Source organism: Moraxella pluranimalium (genome assembly GCF_002014825.1).
In the GTDB taxonomy this organism is placed as follows: Bacteria; Pseudomonadota; Gammaproteobacteria; order Pseudomonadales; family Moraxellaceae; genus Moraxella; species Moraxella pluranimalium.
Genome location: NZ_MUYU01000031.1, coordinates 1 through 16,751, shown reverse-complemented (window position 1 = coordinate 16,751; position 16,751 = coordinate 1). Strand labels below are relative to the sequence as shown.

The following is a 16,751-nucleotide window of genomic DNA, read 5'->3' as shown; positions in this document are numbered from 1 at the left end:
TTTTCGCCCCATGATGGCGATAATACTTGCCAATAAAAAAGACAGGCGCAAACCTGTCTTGTGATAATCGACACGCCATTATCACTCAAGCATCTTTGGGTCAGCGCCAAATTGATTCTCACCGCGAGTGCCTTCGGTGCATAGCAAAATTAATAGCCAAATCCCACCAATGAGTGGTACAAGCGAAATAAAATACCACCAGCCTGATTTATCCACATCATGCAGGCGACGCACGGTCAGCGCAATGATTGGCACAATCATCGCCAAATAAAAAATCGACGCCACAAGCACAAAAAAGTACGACAAATATTCTGATATCCAAAAGGTGATATTCATCAACATAGACAGGATAACAGCGACAATCATATACACAAGCATCGTGCCCCAATACTCTTTGCGACGAACTCGCCCATTAAAATTAGCATAATTTTTGGTGACGGTTTGCACCGCATAATCCACAAAAGTCGCAGGCGTTTCTTTGCTGTTGATTTTGACCAAGCTGTTATTAATATCAGTGGCAAATTTATTAAACGAATCGCCAACCTTATTACCAATCTCATCAAGCTTAGCCACCGTCTGACTCTGCGCAGGCATCGCATAGACATCAGGATAAATATCAATCGCCTTGTGCGTATCATCGATATTAAAATCCACATCCTGCCCTGCTTTTGGCAAGCTTTGACCATGCCACTGGTCAGCATTGAACAAATAGCGTGTGCCATCACTACTTAGAATCAGCCCACCGCCTTGCGCCACCGAAAAATCTAAAATCTTACCTTTCATCAGATACTCATCATTGTGTTAATCAATTTTTTAATAAACAAATCATTATAACACTTTTTATAATTAGCAACAATCATTTACAGGACAAAATTAAAAAAGACAGGCGAAAACCTGTCTTTATAATCATCTCAAACCCAGCATCAGCCATTTAGCATATTGCCCAAGAACTCAAGCACATTTTTTGAGCTGGCTTTGGTTTGTAGGTGTTCAAGTTTGGCTTTGACCACTGTTTTTGGCTCACTAGATAATGTCTGCCAACGAGCCAATGCCGTCAATAGACGAGCCGCCAAAAGCGGATTACTGCCGTCAAGTCGCTCCACCGCTGACAAATACAGTGCCACGCCTGCTTCGCTCCACAGCTGAACTGGCTTGGCAGCGAGCGCACCGAGCACCGCACGCACACGATTTGGCGTATTCCAATCAAAATCATCACGAGCCATTAGGCGAGCAATCTCATCGACACTGGTATGACTTGATGAAGTTTGGGCGCTAAACCAAGTATCAATCACCAAATCTTCATCGCTAAATCTCTCATAGAAATTATCGATAAATACTTGTTTTTGTTCAAGATTATGATGAATAATCGCTGTCAGTGCACCCAGTCGCTCACTCATGCATGATGCCTTATCATACTGCGCATACGCCCACGCATCCGCACCATCGATACCTGCGGTCAATGATAGGTCAAGTAGGACATTTTTTAGCAATCGGCGACCACGAGCATCAGGCGTATCAGCATACGCTTCATTGCCAAGCGATGCATACCACTCGCCTGCCACATCAGACAGCGACTGTGCAATCAGTGATTTGAGCGCATCACGGCGTGCCTTGACCGCTACAGGGTCATAGTCGGTATCATACGCCATCGCAAGTTCTTTTTCGCTTGGTAAATCAAACAAACGAGCAGCAAGCATCGGGTCGGTGTCTTTAAGCTTATTAACAGCTGTTTTTAGCGCATCAGTCAGGATACCGGTATCGTCGGTGTTGCCAAATAGCCAGCGATTAACTAAGCTTTGCAAAGCTTGCCACTGGTTAAAGCCTTCGGTCTCAAACGCCACTAGTCGTGCCAAATCTTCATCGGTATAATCAAAGTCCAGCTTCACAGGCGCAGAGAAATTACGCAATACCGACACCACAGGGTGCGCACCGACGCTAAGCTTGATACCATCAAAGACAAACTCATCACTGTCTTTGGTCAATAGCAGCATATCGCTTGCCAGCATCTCACCTGTCACGCTGTCAAAAATCGCTGTATCCACAGGAATCGGCAGTGCAATCGGCGCATCATAATTTGGCACATGGCGAGTTTTTTGAGCAAGGCTTATCACCACTTTATCACCATCAACACGAGACGAGCCTGATAGCACAGGCGTGCCCGGCTGACGATACCACGGCATAAATAGCGACACGCGCTCATCAGCGACCGACAAGGCAGACAAGAAATCTTCAACCGTCACCGCCATGCCGTCATAACGGCGAAAATATTCGTCCGTGCCTTGACGGAATTTATCTTTGCCAAGTAAATTAGCAAGCATACGCACAATTTCTGCACCTTTTTCATAGATGGTCATGGTGTAAAAATTGTTAATCTCAACAAAGCTCTCTGGTCTGACAGGATGTGCTAGCGTCCCTGCATCTTCGGCAAACTGCGCCGAGCGTAGCATCGCCACATCTTCGATACGCTGCACCGCTTTTGAGCGAAAATCCCCCGAAAAGCTTTGGTCACGAAATACCGTAAAGCCTTCTTTTAGGCACAGCTGAAACCAATCACGGCAAGTGATGCGGTTGCCCGTCCAGTTATGAAAATATTCATGCGCAATCACCGATTTGACATTAAAACTACGCTCATCGGTCGTGGTCTCTGGGCTTGACAGCACACAGCTGGTATTAAAAATATTCAGACCCTTATTTTCCATCGCCCCCATATTGAACTGACTGGTCGCCACAATCATATAGCGGTCAAGGTCATAGGCACGCCCATAGTTATCTTCATCCCATTTCATCGCATCTTTGAGCGCTTGCATACCGACATGGCACTTATCAATATCATGCGCTGTGGCATATACTTCAAGCAGTACATCACGCCCTTCGATGGTGGTGTAGCTATCGCTTAAGACTTCAAGATTGGCGATGACAGCGGCGAATAGATAGCTGGGTTTTTTGGTTGGGTCATGCCAAATGGTAAAGTGACGCTCATCACCGACATCGCCTGACTCAATCAAATTGCCATTGGCAAGCAAGGTCTTAAAGCGTTTTGGTGCTTCAAGGCGTGTGGTGTATTCGGTCAGGACATCAGGACGGTCTGGAAAATAGGTAATCTTGCGAAAGCCTTCGGGCTCACACTGCGTCACAAACATCAGCTCATCACCTTGACCTGACTGATACAGGCCTTCAAGCGTGGTGTTGGTCTGCGGGGTGATGCGCACACGAGTTTGTACCACAGCGTCATTTGGTGCATCTAGGATGGTCAGCGATTCATCGTCTTTTTTGTAGTCATTCTCGCTAAGCGCTTGACCATTTAGGCGAATATCTTGTAGCTCAAGACTACGCCCGAATAGCACGAGCTCACCTGCATGACGGCGGGTCATCTCAAGGGTGGCATCGACGGTGGCATGGTCGTCAAATAGCTGAATATCCAAATCCACTTTTTTTACTTCAAAGCTTGGCGGTGTATAGTCTTTTAGATAAATTTTGGTCGGTGTTTGTGCTTGATTTGTCATGATGTCCTCTATCGCTATAATGGTTGATGATTGGGGCAAATTTGCCCACGATTAAAAATGCTACATACTACCAAAATTTGCATTTTGAATAAAGTAGTTGCACCAATTTTATCCAGTTTGTTCAGCAAATAGCCAGATTGATGCTTATTAATGCTAATTATGCAAAAACTTCTTGTAAAATTGTTGTAAATTTGTCATTATAGACACAATATATTCATCACTGACAAGCTATGGATACATTCGATACAAACATTGATGAATAAAACAGATTTTTATAGCAATTTTTAATATTCAAATTAAGCCAAGTAATACTTGGCATGATAATAATAGGTGTCTTATGAAACACTTTTCTATGAAATTAAGCGCAATCGCCTTGGCAAGTGTGATGACAATCACCACAGGCTGTGCAAGCAAACAAGCCCAAACCAATGATGTAGTTGTCGCACCAAACCAAATTGCAGGCTACACAGGCAAAGCCTATACTGGTGGTGCTTTGGTGAATAATTCAGACACCATCAAACAAGCTGCCGCAAATCTGCCTAGCCTTGTGCATTTTGACTATAATTCTGATGCCATCAAGCCACAAGCCGCTGCCATCTTGGATGAACAAGTTAAATTCTTAACCGCTAATGAAACCGCTCGTGTGCTGGTTGCAGGTCATACCGATGAGCGTGGTAGCCGTGAGTACAATATGTCACTGGGCGAGCGTCGTGCTGCTGCGGTGCGTGGTTATCTACTGAATAAAGGTGTCAAAGAAGCCAATGTTGAGATTGTCAGCTTTGGCGAAGAACGCCCTGTCGCCACAGGCTCAGACGAAGCATCATGGTCACAAAATCGCCGTGCCGAATTGTCGTATTAATTCACCCTATCCAAAAAAAGCTCAATTTATTTGGGCTTTTTTATTGTCTAAATTTTATTCAATAGCCACCATCCATGTCGCTCATTCACCCCCCTTGGATATACCAATCTCAATCCACCATCATCGCATATGCACAGATGACAACGGCGGATAAATCTCTACAGTCGCCTGCCGTGCGTGAGCTACTGTATTTGGTATTATCAAGATTGGGCAAACAAAGCGTGCTATCTGATGACAACTTTCCTTATCGGCTGATGGCAGATGCTCAGACGCAGGAATTTGTCAGCTTTAGCCACTCACGAGACTGCGTGGCGCTGATTATCAGCCCTTATCCGTGTGGTGTCGATGTGGAGATACGACCAATTTCGCAGGCGGTAGCAAAGCGATTTTTTAGTTATCATGAAAATTTATATTTGCAAAATTATCCAACAGACACTCAAGCCATCTATCGGCAAATCCTGTGGCAATTAAAAGAATCATGGATTAAGCTAAACGGTGGTACGCTGACACAAGGTATGGGTGTGGATTTTGGACAATATTTAGTCCATATCCATCCACAAAACGACAGCACCATCCCACTACACGATGGCTATATGGCTTATATCAATCCAAGCTTGTATCTATCGGCGATTTATCAATCTTAAGCCAAATTAATCCGCTTAATTTCATAACGCACGACAAATCACGTTAAGCTCAAACCCGGTGGCAAATACCCACAAAAAACGATGCCACAGTACTGTAGCATCGTTTTGTTCACTATCGGATAAGATTGGACGGATAGTGATTAGAAGCGGTAAGTTACGCCTAGTTTAGCAATCGGCGCCCACTTCAGTGCAGTCTCAGATTCAATCTCTTGACGTGCTTTTGCGGCAGCTTCATCACCTTTAGTACCAGTACCTTGCAAATCTACATCCACTTTACCAGTGTATGCAGCACCGACTTCACCAAACACACCCCAGTTGTTATTGATGGTTGGGCGGAAGCCTACAGTTAGGTATGGCGCAACATTGTTACGGCTTTTTACTGTACCAGTCAATGACTCAACTTCAGTATTGGTATAAGTTGTGCCAGCGATTTTGATTTCTGAGTCTGGTTTTGCAGTAACAGTAACGGTATTGTCAGGGATGATAATACCAGTGTTGACTGTTAGCCAGTTTTTCATTGGGCGAACTTGTACGCCTAGGTATGGGTTGCTTAGGTCAGTTTCTACGTCATATTTGACATCATTCACTGACAATTTGTCTGAAATGCTGATATCACCACCAGTCCAACCAGCAACCACAGCAGTGCTGTCGTTCGCATCCCAAGTGATGTTCGCACCATAGCCTAGTGTACCAACTTCGGCACTCACTGCAGCTGGCTTAGTTGCAGTTTGTAGGAAAGTGCGGCCGCCATCAACGATTGCTGAGCTGGTAGCTTTAACAGCATTTACTGTGCCAGTTGCAACAGTGCTTGCAGTGTCAGTTACAACATTTGCCATTGCAGAAGTTGATAGTAGTACTGCACCTGCGATTGCGGTCAATTTAATTGCTTTCATTGTTTTTCTCCAAATTAAGCCAATTGGCTTGTGAATGTTTTATACTCAGATGATTAACCGTGTTTTTGGCGTTTGTCATCATTGGTTACATTTTAGGACAAAAACTTGGCCGCTGTCACCCTTTTTGAATGAGTTTTTATAGGGCTTTATGTAAATAATGCATGAGTTGTGTATAACATCTTACCCGTTTGCTGTACTTAGTTACAATGCTTACATAATGTTACATTGGGATAAATTTTATTCACAAAGACGTAGCTGGGTATTCTAGGCTACAGGTGTAAACTAATTTATAATCAATCACTTAGCAAATAGCCTATCAACAGCTTATCCTGCCGTGATAATTTTACTCATTCACGGATGATGTCAACATCATGCACGCCAAGCTTGATGATGGTTGCCTTGGGCTTTGCTTGGGCTGCTTGTGCATTTAGATGATTTACATCAGTATCGGCGGTATCTGCACTGATTTGCTGTTCGATGACAATCAGCCAATTTGCCCCGACTGCCTGCACTGGTACGCCCATGTCGCCATAGCATTTGATGGCTTGTCGCTCATACATGGATGCTGTTTGGCATTTGGCGTGGCTTTGGCTTGTGGCAACGGCGTACAGTTGCAGTAGATGATAGTGATAAGTCGATGACGCATCCGATGGTGGTGCGTCAGTAGGTGTAGCTTGGGTACTGGTGCTAAGCTTTGGATGAAATGCTTTGTACAAATAATGCGATGCATTAAGCGTTGTGAGATAGGCGTGATATTTTGGTAAGTTTGTAGGGCAAGTCATACTGCTTTGGTCGCTTTGACCGTCGCTCATGTCAAGCACACCTGCACTCACCTGTCCGCAGGCATACCACCCGACAATCGGCTGTGTTGACGCACCGAGCATTTGTCCAAGCCAACTGCCCGAATGCGCCAAGTCGTGTAGCTGTGTATGGTTGAGCTGCCATAGCGGTGTGATGGCTTGCCAAGCTTGGGTGGTCAGCTGTGTTTTTTGGTATCCGACCACAGATGCTTTGGTGTCTGTGCTTGCTTGATTGAGCATCAGCATCGCCATCGCACTGATAATCAGCACTGCCACCAGTACAATAATCAGCACAAATCCTGACTGCTTTGCCCGTATTGTCTTTATCATTGCGCTTGCCCCAATGCTAAAGGCGACACAGGCAGACCATCAGCGGTGGCATTTGGCAGTAGTATCGTCGTCTGATACAGTCGTCGTGGCTGATTGTCGGTGATACGCACCGTCTCGCCGAATAGTTTGAATGACTGCATCGCTGTCTGCATAGCTGATTGTGTGGCAATTGGTGCTTTTGCCAAAATTGCAAGCTCAAAGCCTGCCACCTGTGGATACGCAGGTAATGCCTGATAATCACGGATGGATAATTGGCGGATGTTGTCGTCATGATTTATCAAAAATCGCACCCAAAAACCATCAATATTAGCAATCAAAATCTCACCATTACCACCAAATCCCTGCACCGTATTGGCAGATGACACGCCCGATTTGCCCACTTGCGCATCAATGATAGCATTCATCAAAGCCGAGCCTATCCCCCGACGGTCTCGTGTGCTATCTCTTTGGATATCATCCGTCACAAAACGTGCTGAATCACAGCGTAGTGATAGACTGCCATCATCTTCGCTATTCACAAAATAACGCTCAATCACCACCTGCCCTGCAACCGTCGCCATAGTACCATCTTGCAAGCGAGCACGGCGCGCGCCCAAAACTGCATTGCCTTCACAATCCCACATATCCATCGGTGCAACATACCAAATGACCAACTGGTCAGATGCCATAGCAACACCCCGCCCTGATGCACCGACAGCCTGCTTACTGAGTAATTTATCAGAAATCACACCTGCCTGATGTCGCAACTGCGCTACCTGCTGTGGATGCATCACCACCGCACTTGGCATCGCATCATGCATACCATGCCCTGCCATGCGTAGCTGTGCACTAAGTGCCTGCACGCCATGCAAATCGGTATCAATCCATGTGGCACTATTATGTGCATTGCCAAGCTGTTTGATGCCCGTACCGTACATCGTCACGGCAAGCATCACCACAAGCGAGCCTATCAGTAATGCCACCACCAGCTCAAGTAAGCCAAAGCCAAGCTGAGCCTGCTTATTTGCCCATCGCCCCATCGTCATTCTAACCCTTCGATAAGCAAACAACCACCCACCCCGTGACTGTCAGATGCTTGGCAAGTACTTAACTGTGCTAAGGCTTGATTGCCCCAACTTGCCACCCAGCATACCCCTGATTGGCAGGGCTTGACGCTGATGATGATACCTTGCTGACTTGCCAATGTTGCGGTGTTGATTGCAAGCTTTTGGGCGAACTGCGTCTGCGTGCAGTCATCTTGGCAATTTATCGATACTGCCGCCGCAGCCCTGTGATAGCTTTGGATGGTATCATTCGATGTCGCTTGACTGGCTATTTGGACAAGCTGAGCACGGTAGGCAGTTTTGGCAGATGACTCTAAACCCATCAATGCCATACTATCATTGGCAATCAGCCCTTGGGCATAGATATGAGCATCACTGCCACGACTTTGCACCAATGAGCGACCCATCAAGCCCAAAAACCCAAGCACGACAATCGATAATATCACCAAAGCCACCAACACTTCGATAAGACCAAATCCTTGCTGCGCCATGCTCTGCCGTACCGCTCGTTGATATTTCATGCTACAGGTAGTCCCATCATTGGCGAGCCATGCGCCATACAAATTGCCATGAGTTTTAGCGTTGGTTGCTTGGCTAGCACCGCTTTGGCGATGGCTTGCAAGGTTGTGCCTGTGGTTGCCACATCATCAAAGATAATGGCATAAGTTGCCTGCACCTTGCCAATCATTTCAAAATCCCCTTGAATATTCGCCATACGTGCCTGCTTATCCAATCCCCGCTGATGCACCTTGCCACCATGTCGGATAAGCCCTTGCCAAATCGGTAACTGCCACTGATGTGCCAGATGTTTGGCGAGCAATAACACAGGGTCAAATCCCCGCTGTCTGATACGGCTGGTGGTCGTCGGCACAGGGATAATGACGGTATTATCCGCATGGCAGACCGATGGTTTTGGCATCGTACGCAATAATTCGCCTAACGCCATCAATGCCACCACATCTTCATGGTCTTTTAGCCGAGTAATCAAGCGGTTCACAGGATATTGATAATAGCTGACAGGGTACAGTCGCACAGTGCGTGTCGTCGTCATGGCGGTATCAAGGGTCAATTGCCGTGCTGGCACTCGTTGTGGTATCACAGACCGACACGTCTGACAAATCACCCCTTGATGACGTGCCAAGCCACACACCGCACATCGCCCATGCAAGCGGTGCAGCCATCGAGCTGTTTGATATGGCACAAAATAAATCCGCTTTGGCACGGGTGCTTTGGCGGATTTGGATTGACCAACGTTGGTCATGTTTGGCAATGTTGGCATCATCGACTGCGTAATATCAGTACAAGCCCATCCAATCATTGAGCATCACACCGACACCCACCCCTGTGGTTTCGGCATTATAATCAATGATTGACTGACCATAGCCATGAAACAGTTGCACATAGCCACTGATACCTTTATCAATCGGATGGACATAGTCAAGCTGTAGCGCACCTTTGCCAGTGGCAGGATTTAGGCGAGCTGTGCCCGATAGATTGCCACCATTATCGAGCGGATATAAGAATTTGACATCACCATAGCCATAATAATCAATGATATCAGGGTTGTCATCAGGCTTACCACTTGATTCACCCGTTGCCACTCGTGCCCACAGGCGTGGCATCACGGTCAATTTACCCCATTCCATACCTGCCATCACATAGGCACGATTCCATGAGCGTGATAACGGGTCATCTTCACCATTAGAATGATGTACCGCACCAGCACCTAGCATACGCAAGCGACCGCCCCACGGCAAATCCGCCTTGACAGGCTGAGTGACAAAAATCTCTGGCTGATAATCATGCGCACGGAACGGGCGTGAATTATCTTCATTATACACCTGCCAATGCGACTGCTGAGTATAGCCAAGCCACAAATCAGCGTCCGTACCTAGCAAGTTCTCAGCCGCTTTTGCCTTGACTGACAACTGAAACTTCAGCTCAGGGATACGCATATCATTTTGGCTATAATCCACCTGCGCTTGCGTTGGCGTGCTTGGGTGGCGGTTTGGATTGGCATTAAAATAAATTGGCAAAATATACATCGGGTTGTGCGGGCGTGCCGTCCACAGACCGGTGTTGTTTTTGTCCAAATCAAAGGCAATGCTCAGTGGCGTGTAGCGTTCAGAGGCTGTTTTTAGGTTTTGGATGTCTTCAGGGAGCATTTCACCATCTTTTTTGGTGATGGCGGTTTTGGCACCTTCTTCGGCATAGACGACCTGCGGCTCGCCTTTGATGGTGCTTTTGACTGTATTTGACAAAGCAATCTGACGCTTTTGGACGGTCATGCTTGGTACTTCACCTTGGGCAATAGCATCAAAGCACGCCAAACGCATCGCATCATTAATCAGTGTTGCACATTCATAAAACAGCTCTTCGCCCTGCTGTCGGGTAGTGATGGCAGGTGCTGATGATTGTGCCACTTCAGGCAATGCTTGATTGGCGGTTGGCTGTGGTGTCGGGATAGCCATTGAGCTTGGCTCATTTGCCCAAGCGGTAGGCATCATCGCAATGCTCAAGCCCAAACCCAAAGCAGTCGGTACAAATTTTAACTTCATAAACTACTCATTACTACTTGTTATACTTGATAACTATTTAATATAAAAAAACAATTTATTTATTCAAATCGTTCGCCTTGATGCTCAATATAGCCACCTTGATGGCGACCAGCTGGGTCATGATGCGTCCAGTGCACCACACCGCCTTTATCGCTGTATTCATATTCGCCATAAAAATCCACCCAATCACCCTTAGCAAGCGCATCCACTCGTGGGGCAAGGTCGATATTATGCGCAATCAAGATGGTTTGTTTTTGGCCATCGAGACTGACGATGAATTTTTGGTGGCGACTGCCTTTGTTGTCATCTGCCAAGAGTGCTTTGACTTTGCCACAGCCACGCACTTGGACATCAGATTTTTTGGCTTGATAGCTTTTGACAATCAGCTCATTATTACAAAGCGATGATTTTGCTTGGTTTTGCTTATTGGCTTGGGCGTTATTCTCTTGCGTCTGCTTGCCACCATCTTGGGTGGTGCTGGTTGCTGTTTGCTTGCTTTGTGCCGTTGCTGTCGTTGCAGTTTCGCCATCGCCATTACACGCACTCAATGCCAACATCGACATGAGCGCCACACTGCCAATTTGCCAAAATTTCATCATAGTTCAATCACTCAAAAAAAACACCGATAATCAATCGGCAAACAGTCTATTATAGCAAAGTTTTTGGATTTGCCCTAGTATTTTTGTAATTACAAGGCATCGACAATATTTTGGCGAATGGCAAGTTCAGCCAGCACTCGCCCTTTTGGGGTGCGGTCGATGTATTTTTGTTGGATCAGATACGGCTCAATGACATCTTCGAGTGTGCCACGATCTTCGGCAAGTGCCGCTGCCAGCGCTTCAACACCCACAGGCCCGCCATTGAACCGCTCTTTTAATGCAATCAAATAACGACGGTCAAGCTGATCCAGCCCCTGCTTATCCACCGCAAGCATATCCAGTGCTGCCGATGCCAATTGCTCGGTGACAATGCCATTACCCTTGACTTCGGCATAATCACGCACACGGCGCAATAGACGATTGGCGATGCGGGGCGTGCCACGGCTACGGCGAGCCACTTCGGTTGCACCGTCATGTTCCATCTGCACACCCATCAAGCGAGCCGAACGCTTGACAATCGTCGTCAAATCCGCCACATTATAAAATTCAAGTCGCTGTACAATCCCAAAGCGGTCACGCAGCGGCGATGTCAAAAGCCCCGCTCGTGTTGTCGCCGCCACCAGTGTAAATGGTGGTAAATCAAGCTTAATCGAGCGAGCCGCCGGCCCTTCACCAATCATGATATCTAGCTGATAATCTTCCATCGCGGGGTACAAAATCTCTTCGATAGCAGGGCTCAATCGATGAATTTCATCAATAAATAGCACATCACCTGCTTCAAGATTGGTCAACATCGCCGCCAAATCCCCTGCACGCTCAAGCACAGGGCCAGATGTCGAACGCAGATTACCCCCCATCTCACGAGCGATGATATTAGCAAGTGTCGTCTTACCAAGCCCTGGTGGGCCAAAAATCAGCGTATGGTCAAGCGCTTCATCACGGTTGCGTGCCGCTTGGATAAATACCCCCATCTGCTCTTTGACATCAGGCTGTCCGATATAATCAGCCAAAGAAGTTGGGCGAATGGCACGGTCGGTGGCATCTTCTTTTTTGGTATTTGGGTCAATTAGGCGATTGTCTAGCATGGTTTTGCATCACACAACAAAAATTTTCGCTATTTTAGCACAGTTTTTCGGACAGCTTGCAAATATTACCATTTGCCTACTTTTGCCAAAAACTGCTTACAATTGGGCTAAATTTTTCCCAAGTGTTGCTAAAACTGGATAAAATCTACAATACACATACACTTAACAAGCGGATTTTTTTTGTTCAACACAGTATCATAAGCAAGTTCCAAACACTTTCGTGATTCTTATGATGAAAAACCAAGCTTTTGAACGCACACTTGCCACTTATCGGATACCGTCATTTGCACAGCCTATGGGTTTGTCGCCCAAAGCACTGTCATTGCCTGCGTTATTGTTGGTGCTGATGCTTGGGATGGCATTTTGCACTACTGCTGATGCGTCGAATAATGGTCGCTATCAGCGAGTAACGAGCGTGCAGCCTGCCAGTCAAGACATCTACATCACCGTCAGTCAGTATGAATTGGCATTGATTCAGGTGCTGTCAGAAATCTGCCCGCCTGTCCTGAACGAAAAACAGCGAGTGCGATTTGACAAGGCTTATAATCGCCAACTGCGTCAGTTTATGCCACGCTCAAGCAATCCCCAACAAAGCCTGCGTCAGCTATCGATGCAGCGAGATTATCGTGCCGTCCTGCACAATGTCCGTGCATGGACAGCCAGCTACCCTGCCGCCGAAAACCGTGCTTTATGCCGTGAATTTGCCGAAATGTCGTTTTGAGTGAGTAAGTTTTATTCATTGAATCGCCCACTTGTTTTTACACTTGGCATGATTTTATCTATTTTGTTTATAATATTATAATATTTTTTTCATAAAAATATCCAACAAAAGCACCATTTTTACGCCAAATTTTGTTATAATACCCCAAGTTGCTTACACTAAGTTGCGCACCATGTTTCTTACAAGGGGTATGTTATGTACACATTCAATCGCCAATTTCCCAATACTCGCCTGCGTCGCCTGCGTGTCAGCGACGGCATTCGTGAGATGGTGCGTGAGACGCATCTAGCCCCCTGCCATCTGATTGCCCCTGTATTTGTCATCGAAGGCACAGGCGAAAAACAAGCCATCGCCAGTATGCCTAATGTCTATCGCTACACGATTGACCTGCTTATCAACTATGTCAAGGTACTGCATACCGAAGGCGTGCGGATGATTGATATTTTTCCTGTGATTAATCCTAGTCTTAAGACCGCTGATGGTCAAGATGCTTATCATCCTGATACGCTTGCCGTGCGTGCGGTGCGTGCCATCAAAGATGCCGTGCCTGATATGATTGTGATGACCGATGTGGCGCTCGACCCTTATACCACGCATGGTCAAGATGGCATCATCGACGAGACAGGCTATGTGATGAACGACATCACCACCGAAGCGCTCGTCAAGCAAACCTTAGCCCACGCCCAAGCAGGCGCCGATGTCATCAGCCCAAGCGATATGATGGATGGTCGCATTGGTGCGATGCGTGATGCGCTTGAATCAGCTGGCTTTGTTAATACAGCTATCATGGCATATTCTGCCAAATATGCATCGGCATACTATGGGCCATTTCGTGATGCAGTCGGCAGTAGCGGCAACCTAAAAGGCCATAAAAAACAATACCAAATGGACCCTGCCAACCGAGCCGAAGCCCTACACGAAGTCGCCCTAGACATCAAAGAAGGCGCTGATATGGTGATGGTCAAACCGGGTCAGCCTTATCTTGACATCGTGCGAGAAGTCAAAGATAACTTTGGTGTGCCAACTTATGCCTATCAAGTCTCGGGCGAGTACGCCATGCACATGGCCGCCATCCAAAACGGCTGGCTTAGTGAAGCGGTCATCCTAGAGAGCTTGACAGGATTTCGCCGAGCAGGCTGTGATGGGATTTTGACCTATTTTGCACTCGATGCTGCACGCCTACTCAACGAAAAAGTATGAACGCACAAGTTAAAAGTTACCCTACTATTTTTTATTAATTTATCAGCGTTATTTTGTTAAAATCATGCTAAAATGCTGATAAATTTTATACTAATTCTACATGAAGCACCTGTTTGCACCTGCAAACGATTTTTAAAAGACGGAATTGATTATGACAATCGAAAACGATACCGCCATCACCGATGCGCAACTACAAAAACAGCAGTTTGAACAAGCTGCACTGCATTATCATGAGCACCCACGCCCAGGTAAGATTGCAGTCACCCCAACCAAACAAATCGCCAACCAGCGTGACCTTGCTTTGGCATATTCACCGGGTGTAGCTGTCCCATGTCTGGAAATCGAAAAAGACCCAAAACTTGCCGCCAAATACACCGCTCGTAGCAACCTAGTCGGTGTCATCACCAACGGTACGGCGGTACTTGGCCTGGGCAATATCGGTGCATTGGCATCTAAGCCTGTGATGGAAGGTAAAGGCGTTTTGTTCAAAAAATTCGCCGGTATTGATGTCTTTGACATCGAAATTAACCAAAACGACCCTGATAAGTTCATCGAAGCGGTGGCAAGCCTTGAGCCGACTTTTGGTGGTATCAACCTAGAAGACATCAAAGCGCCAGAATGTTTCAAAATCGAGCGTGAACTGCGTGAACGCATGAATATCCCCGTATTCCATGACGACCAACATGGTACAGCCATCATCGCCGCCGCTGCGCTATTGAACGCCCTAAAACTGGTGAATAAAAATATCGCTGATATTAAGATTGTCTGCTCGGGTGCAGGCGCTGCTGCGATTAGCTGCCTTGAGCTGATTATTGCTTTGGGTGTCACTCGCTCAAACATCTTTGTGCTTGACTCTCGTGGCGTTATCACCACTCGCCGTGACAATCTTGACGAATCAAAACAGCGTTTCGCCCAAGATACCGATGCAACCACCCTTGATGAAGTCATCGGCGATGCTGATTTCTTCTTAGGTCTATCAGGTCCTGGCATCTTGACTCCTGAGATGGTTAAACGCATGGCAAAAGACCCAATCATCTTTGCCCTAGCCAACCCAACACCTGAAATCATGCCTGAGCTTGCTCATGCAGCTCGCTCAGATGTCATTATGGCGACAGGCCGTTCTGACTATCCAAACCAAGTCAATAACGCCCTGTGCTTCCCATATATCTTCCGTGGTGCGCTAGATGTTGGCGCAACCATCGTCAATGAAGAGATGAAAATCGCCTGCGTACACGCTATTGCTGCGATGGCGCATACCGAAGTATCAGTCTCTGAAACCGAAAAGAGCAAAGGTGCAGGCACAGGCTTTGGTCGTGAATACCTAATCCCCGGCCCACTAGAGCCAAATCTAATCCTAGAAATCGCCCCTGCGGTCGCCAAAGCTGCGATGGACTCTGGCGTGGCGACATTGCCAATCGAAGACTTTGATGCCTATCGTCAAAAACTCTCTGAGTTCGTCTATAACTCAGCCTTGGCGATGAAACCTGTGTTTACCCAAGCCAAGAGCGATCCGAAACGTATCGTCTATGCTGAAGGTGAAGATCCAAACGTCCTACGTGCTATCCAAGTCGTCGTCGATGAAAATATGGCAAAACCAATCGTCATCGGTCGCCCAGAAGTCATCCAAAGCCAAATTGATGCACTTGGCCTACGCTTGCATCTAGGTGGCAATGTTCAAGTGGTTGATTTTAATGACAATCCAAAATATGACGACTACTGGAAACATTATCTCAAGCACAATCAGCGTCTTGGTGTCTCAGAAGAGCTGGCTCGCCGTGATATGCGCCGTAAGAGCTCGCTACTTGGTGCAATGATGGTTGAACAAGGTGATGCTGATGGTATGCTATGTGGTACGTTTGGTTACTACGATTTGCACTTGAACTACATCCGCCGTGTGATTGGCAAGCGTCAAGGCGTGAGTGACTACTACGCCATGAGCGGTGTCATTATGCAAAACCGCACCCTATTCATCGCCGACCCATACATCCACGAAGACCCAACCGCCGAACAGCTGGCTGAGATGACTGTCTTGGCAGCCGAGAGCGTGCGTCGCTTTGGCGTTGAGCCACGAGTGGCATTGCTGTCGCATTCTGATTTTGGCACATCAAACAAAGAATCTGCCATCAAAATGCGCCGTGTGCATGAGCTACTGACTCAGATGAATGTGGACTTTGAATTTGATGGCGAAATGCACGGCGATACCGCACTAGATGCTCGCCTGCGTGAAGAGAACCATCCATTTAGCACGCTCAATGGCTCAGCGAACCTACTTATCATGCCGACGCTTGACGCTGCCAACATCGCCTTTAACCTAATCAAGGCGGCGACTGGCTCAGCAGCCATCGGCCCTGTCCTGCTAGGCGCAGAAAAACCGGTACATATCCTAGTACCATCATCGACCGCTCGCCGTATCGTCAATATGACAGCGGTTGCGGTAACCGAAGCTCAAAAAGCTGCGCAGTAATCCTGCCAAGCCCCAAAAATGTCAGCCCAAGCGTGAGCCGCACCCCAAAAGT

General features: G+C 47.0%; 15 protein-coding genes. 5 read left to right on the top strand and 10 right to left on the bottom strand.

All coding sequences use genetic code 11. The annotated features are described in order from the left end of the window. Window positions 1-81: 81 nt before the first annotated feature. Both B0680_RS10930 and pepN read right to left on the bottom strand, forming a co-directional pair. Window positions 82-783: a DUF805 domain-containing protein gene (locus B0680_RS10930; RefSeq protein ID WP_211271277.1), complete on the bottom strand. Its 702-nt coding sequence runs from the start codon at window positions 781-783 to the stop codon at window positions 82-84. Window positions 784-923: 140 nt separating this feature from the next. After that, window positions 924-3,503, bottom strand: coding sequence for an aminopeptidase N (pepN, locus tag B0680_RS09950; protein WP_143821421.1), 2,580 nt, complete (start codon window positions 3,501-3,503; stop codon window positions 924-926). Between the two features lie 337 nt (window positions 3,504-3,840). Between pepN and pal the strand changes: the two genes are divergently transcribed. Together pal and B0680_RS09940 are read left to right on the top strand one after the other, a co-directional pair. Further along, window positions 3,841-4,362, top strand: coding sequence for a peptidoglycan-associated lipoprotein Pal (pal, locus tag B0680_RS09945; RefSeq protein WP_078254941.1), 522 nt, complete (start codon window positions 3,841-3,843; stop codon window positions 4,360-4,362). Window positions 4,363-4,436: 74 nt separating this feature from the next. Beyond that, the gene (locus B0680_RS09940; protein ID WP_078254940.1) at window positions 4,437-5,006 is read left to right on the top strand and encodes a 4'-phosphopantetheinyl transferase family protein; all 570 of its coding nucleotides are present in this window, start codon (window positions 4,437-4,439) and stop codon (window positions 5,004-5,006) included. A gap of 140 nt (window positions 5,007-5,146) precedes the next feature. On the opposite strand, the gene B0680_RS09935 is transcribed toward B0680_RS09940, so the two are convergent. The 8 genes from B0680_RS09935 to ruvB all read right to left on the bottom strand — a co-directional run bounded on the left by B0680_RS09935 (window position 5,147) and on the right by ruvB (window position 12,314). Continuing rightward, window positions 5,147-5,899: a hypothetical protein gene (locus B0680_RS09935; protein ID WP_078254939.1), complete on the bottom strand. Its 753-nt coding sequence runs from the start codon at window positions 5,897-5,899 to the stop codon at window positions 5,147-5,149. A gap of 347 nt (window positions 5,900-6,246) precedes the next feature. Further along, on the bottom strand, window positions 6,247-7,029 hold the full coding sequence (locus B0680_RS09930) for a hypothetical protein (protein ID WP_078254938.1): 783 nt from the start codon (window positions 7,027-7,029) through the stop codon (window positions 6,247-6,249). After that, on the bottom strand, window positions 7,026-8,054 hold the full coding sequence (locus B0680_RS09925; protein ID WP_078254937.1) for a hypothetical protein: 1,029 nt from the start codon (window positions 8,052-8,054) through the stop codon (window positions 7,026-7,028). The genes B0680_RS09930 and B0680_RS09925 overlap by 4 nt, the downstream gene beginning before the upstream one ends. Beyond that, complete coding sequence (locus B0680_RS09920; RefSeq protein WP_078254936.1) at window positions 8,051-8,593, bottom strand: prepilin-type N-terminal cleavage/methylation domain-containing protein; 543 nt, start codon at window positions 8,591-8,593, stop codon at window positions 8,051-8,053. Before B0680_RS09920 ends, B0680_RS09925 begins: the two co-directional genes overlap by 4 nt. Then, complete coding sequence (locus B0680_RS09915) at window positions 8,590-9,351, bottom strand: ComF family protein (RefSeq protein ID WP_143821420.1); 762 nt, start codon at window positions 9,349-9,351, stop codon at window positions 8,590-8,592. The genes B0680_RS09920 and B0680_RS09915 overlap by 4 nt, the downstream gene beginning before the upstream one ends. A gap of 16 nt (window positions 9,352-9,367) precedes the next feature. Then, the gene (locus B0680_RS09910) at window positions 9,368-10,630 is read right to left on the bottom strand and encodes a phospholipase A (RefSeq protein WP_078254934.1); all 1,263 of its coding nucleotides are present in this window, start codon (window positions 10,628-10,630) and stop codon (window positions 9,368-9,370) included. A gap of 59 nt (window positions 10,631-10,689) precedes the next feature. Beyond that, on the bottom strand, window positions 10,690-11,226 hold the full coding sequence (locus B0680_RS09905; RefSeq protein WP_228143797.1) for a DUF3465 domain-containing protein: 537 nt from the start codon (window positions 11,224-11,226) through the stop codon (window positions 10,690-10,692). Window positions 11,227-11,318: 92 nt separating this feature from the next. Then, on the bottom strand, window positions 11,319-12,314 hold the full coding sequence (ruvB, locus tag B0680_RS09900; RefSeq protein ID WP_078254933.1) for a Holliday junction branch migration DNA helicase RuvB: 996 nt from the start codon (window positions 12,312-12,314) through the stop codon (window positions 11,319-11,321). A gap of 232 nt (window positions 12,315-12,546) precedes the next feature. On the opposite strand from ruvB, the gene B0680_RS09895 reads away from it, so the two are divergent. The 3 genes from B0680_RS09895 (at window position 12,547) to B0680_RS09885 (ending at window position 16,699) form a co-directional block, all read left to right on the top strand. After that, the gene (locus B0680_RS09895) at window positions 12,547-13,035 is read left to right on the top strand and encodes an MCR_0457 family protein (protein ID WP_078254932.1); all 489 of its coding nucleotides are present in this window, start codon (window positions 12,547-12,549) and stop codon (window positions 13,033-13,035) included. A gap of 195 nt (window positions 13,036-13,230) precedes the next feature. Beyond that, window positions 13,231-14,235, top strand: coding sequence for a porphobilinogen synthase (gene hemB / locus B0680_RS09890; RefSeq protein ID WP_078254931.1), 1,005 nt, complete (start codon window positions 13,231-13,233; stop codon window positions 14,233-14,235). A gap of 151 nt (window positions 14,236-14,386) precedes the next feature. Beyond that, the gene (locus B0680_RS09885) at window positions 14,387-16,699 is read left to right on the top strand and encodes an NADP-dependent malic enzyme (protein ID WP_078254930.1); all 2,313 of its coding nucleotides are present in this window, start codon (window positions 14,387-14,389) and stop codon (window positions 16,697-16,699) included. Window positions 16,700-16,751: the final 52 nt, after the last annotated feature.

What these genes read in the sequence shown, in the direction of transcription:
- B0680_RS10930 (WP_211271277.1), bottom strand. Translation starts at nt 783, where the DNA reads ATGAAAGGTAAGATTTTAGATTTTTCGGTGGCGCAAGGCGGTGGGCTG.
- pepN (WP_143821421.1), bottom strand. Translation starts at nt 3,503, where the DNA reads ATGACAAATCAAGCACAAACACCGACCAAAATTTATCTAAAAGACTAT.
- pal (WP_078254941.1), top strand. Translation starts at nt 3,841, where the DNA reads ATGAAACACTTTTCTATGAAATTAAGCGCAATCGCCTTGGCAAGTGTG.
- B0680_RS09940 (WP_078254940.1), top strand. Translation starts at nt 4,437, where the DNA reads ATGTCGCTCATTCACCCCCCTTGGATATACCAATCTCAATCCACCATC.
- B0680_RS09935 (WP_078254939.1), bottom strand. Translation starts at nt 5,899, where the DNA reads ATGAAAGCAATTAAATTGACCGCAATCGCAGGTGCAGTACTACTATCA.
- B0680_RS09930 (WP_078254938.1), bottom strand. Translation starts at nt 7,029, where the DNA reads ATGATAAAGACAATACGGGCAAAGCAGTCAGGATTTGTGCTGATTATT.
- B0680_RS09925 (WP_078254937.1), bottom strand. Translation starts at nt 8,054, where the DNA reads ATGACGATGGGGCGATGGGCAAATAAGCAGGCTCAGCTTGGCTTTGGC.
- B0680_RS09920 (WP_078254936.1), bottom strand. Translation starts at nt 8,593, where the DNA reads ATGAAATATCAACGAGCGGTACGGCAGAGCATGGCGCAGCAAGGATTT.
- B0680_RS09915 (WP_143821420.1), bottom strand. Translation starts at nt 9,351, where the DNA reads ATGCCAACATTGCCAAACATGACCAACGTTGGTCAATCCAAATCCGCC.
- B0680_RS09910 (WP_078254934.1), bottom strand. Translation starts at nt 10,630, where the DNA reads ATGAAGTTAAAATTTGTACCGACTGCTTTGGGTTTGGGCTTGAGCATT.
- B0680_RS09905 (WP_228143797.1), bottom strand. Translation starts at nt 11,226, where the DNA reads ATGAAATTTTGGCAAATTGGCAGTGTGGCGCTCATGTCGATGTTGGCA.
- ruvB (WP_078254933.1), bottom strand. Translation starts at nt 12,314, where the DNA reads ATGCTAGACAATCGCCTAATTGACCCAAATACCAAAAAAGAAGATGCC.
- B0680_RS09895 (WP_078254932.1), top strand. Translation starts at nt 12,547, where the DNA reads ATGAAAAACCAAGCTTTTGAACGCACACTTGCCACTTATCGGATACCG.
- hemB (WP_078254931.1), top strand. Translation starts at nt 13,231, where the DNA reads ATGTACACATTCAATCGCCAATTTCCCAATACTCGCCTGCGTCGCCTG.
- B0680_RS09885 (WP_078254930.1), top strand. Translation starts at nt 14,387, where the DNA reads ATGACAATCGAAAACGATACCGCCATCACCGATGCGCAACTACAAAAA.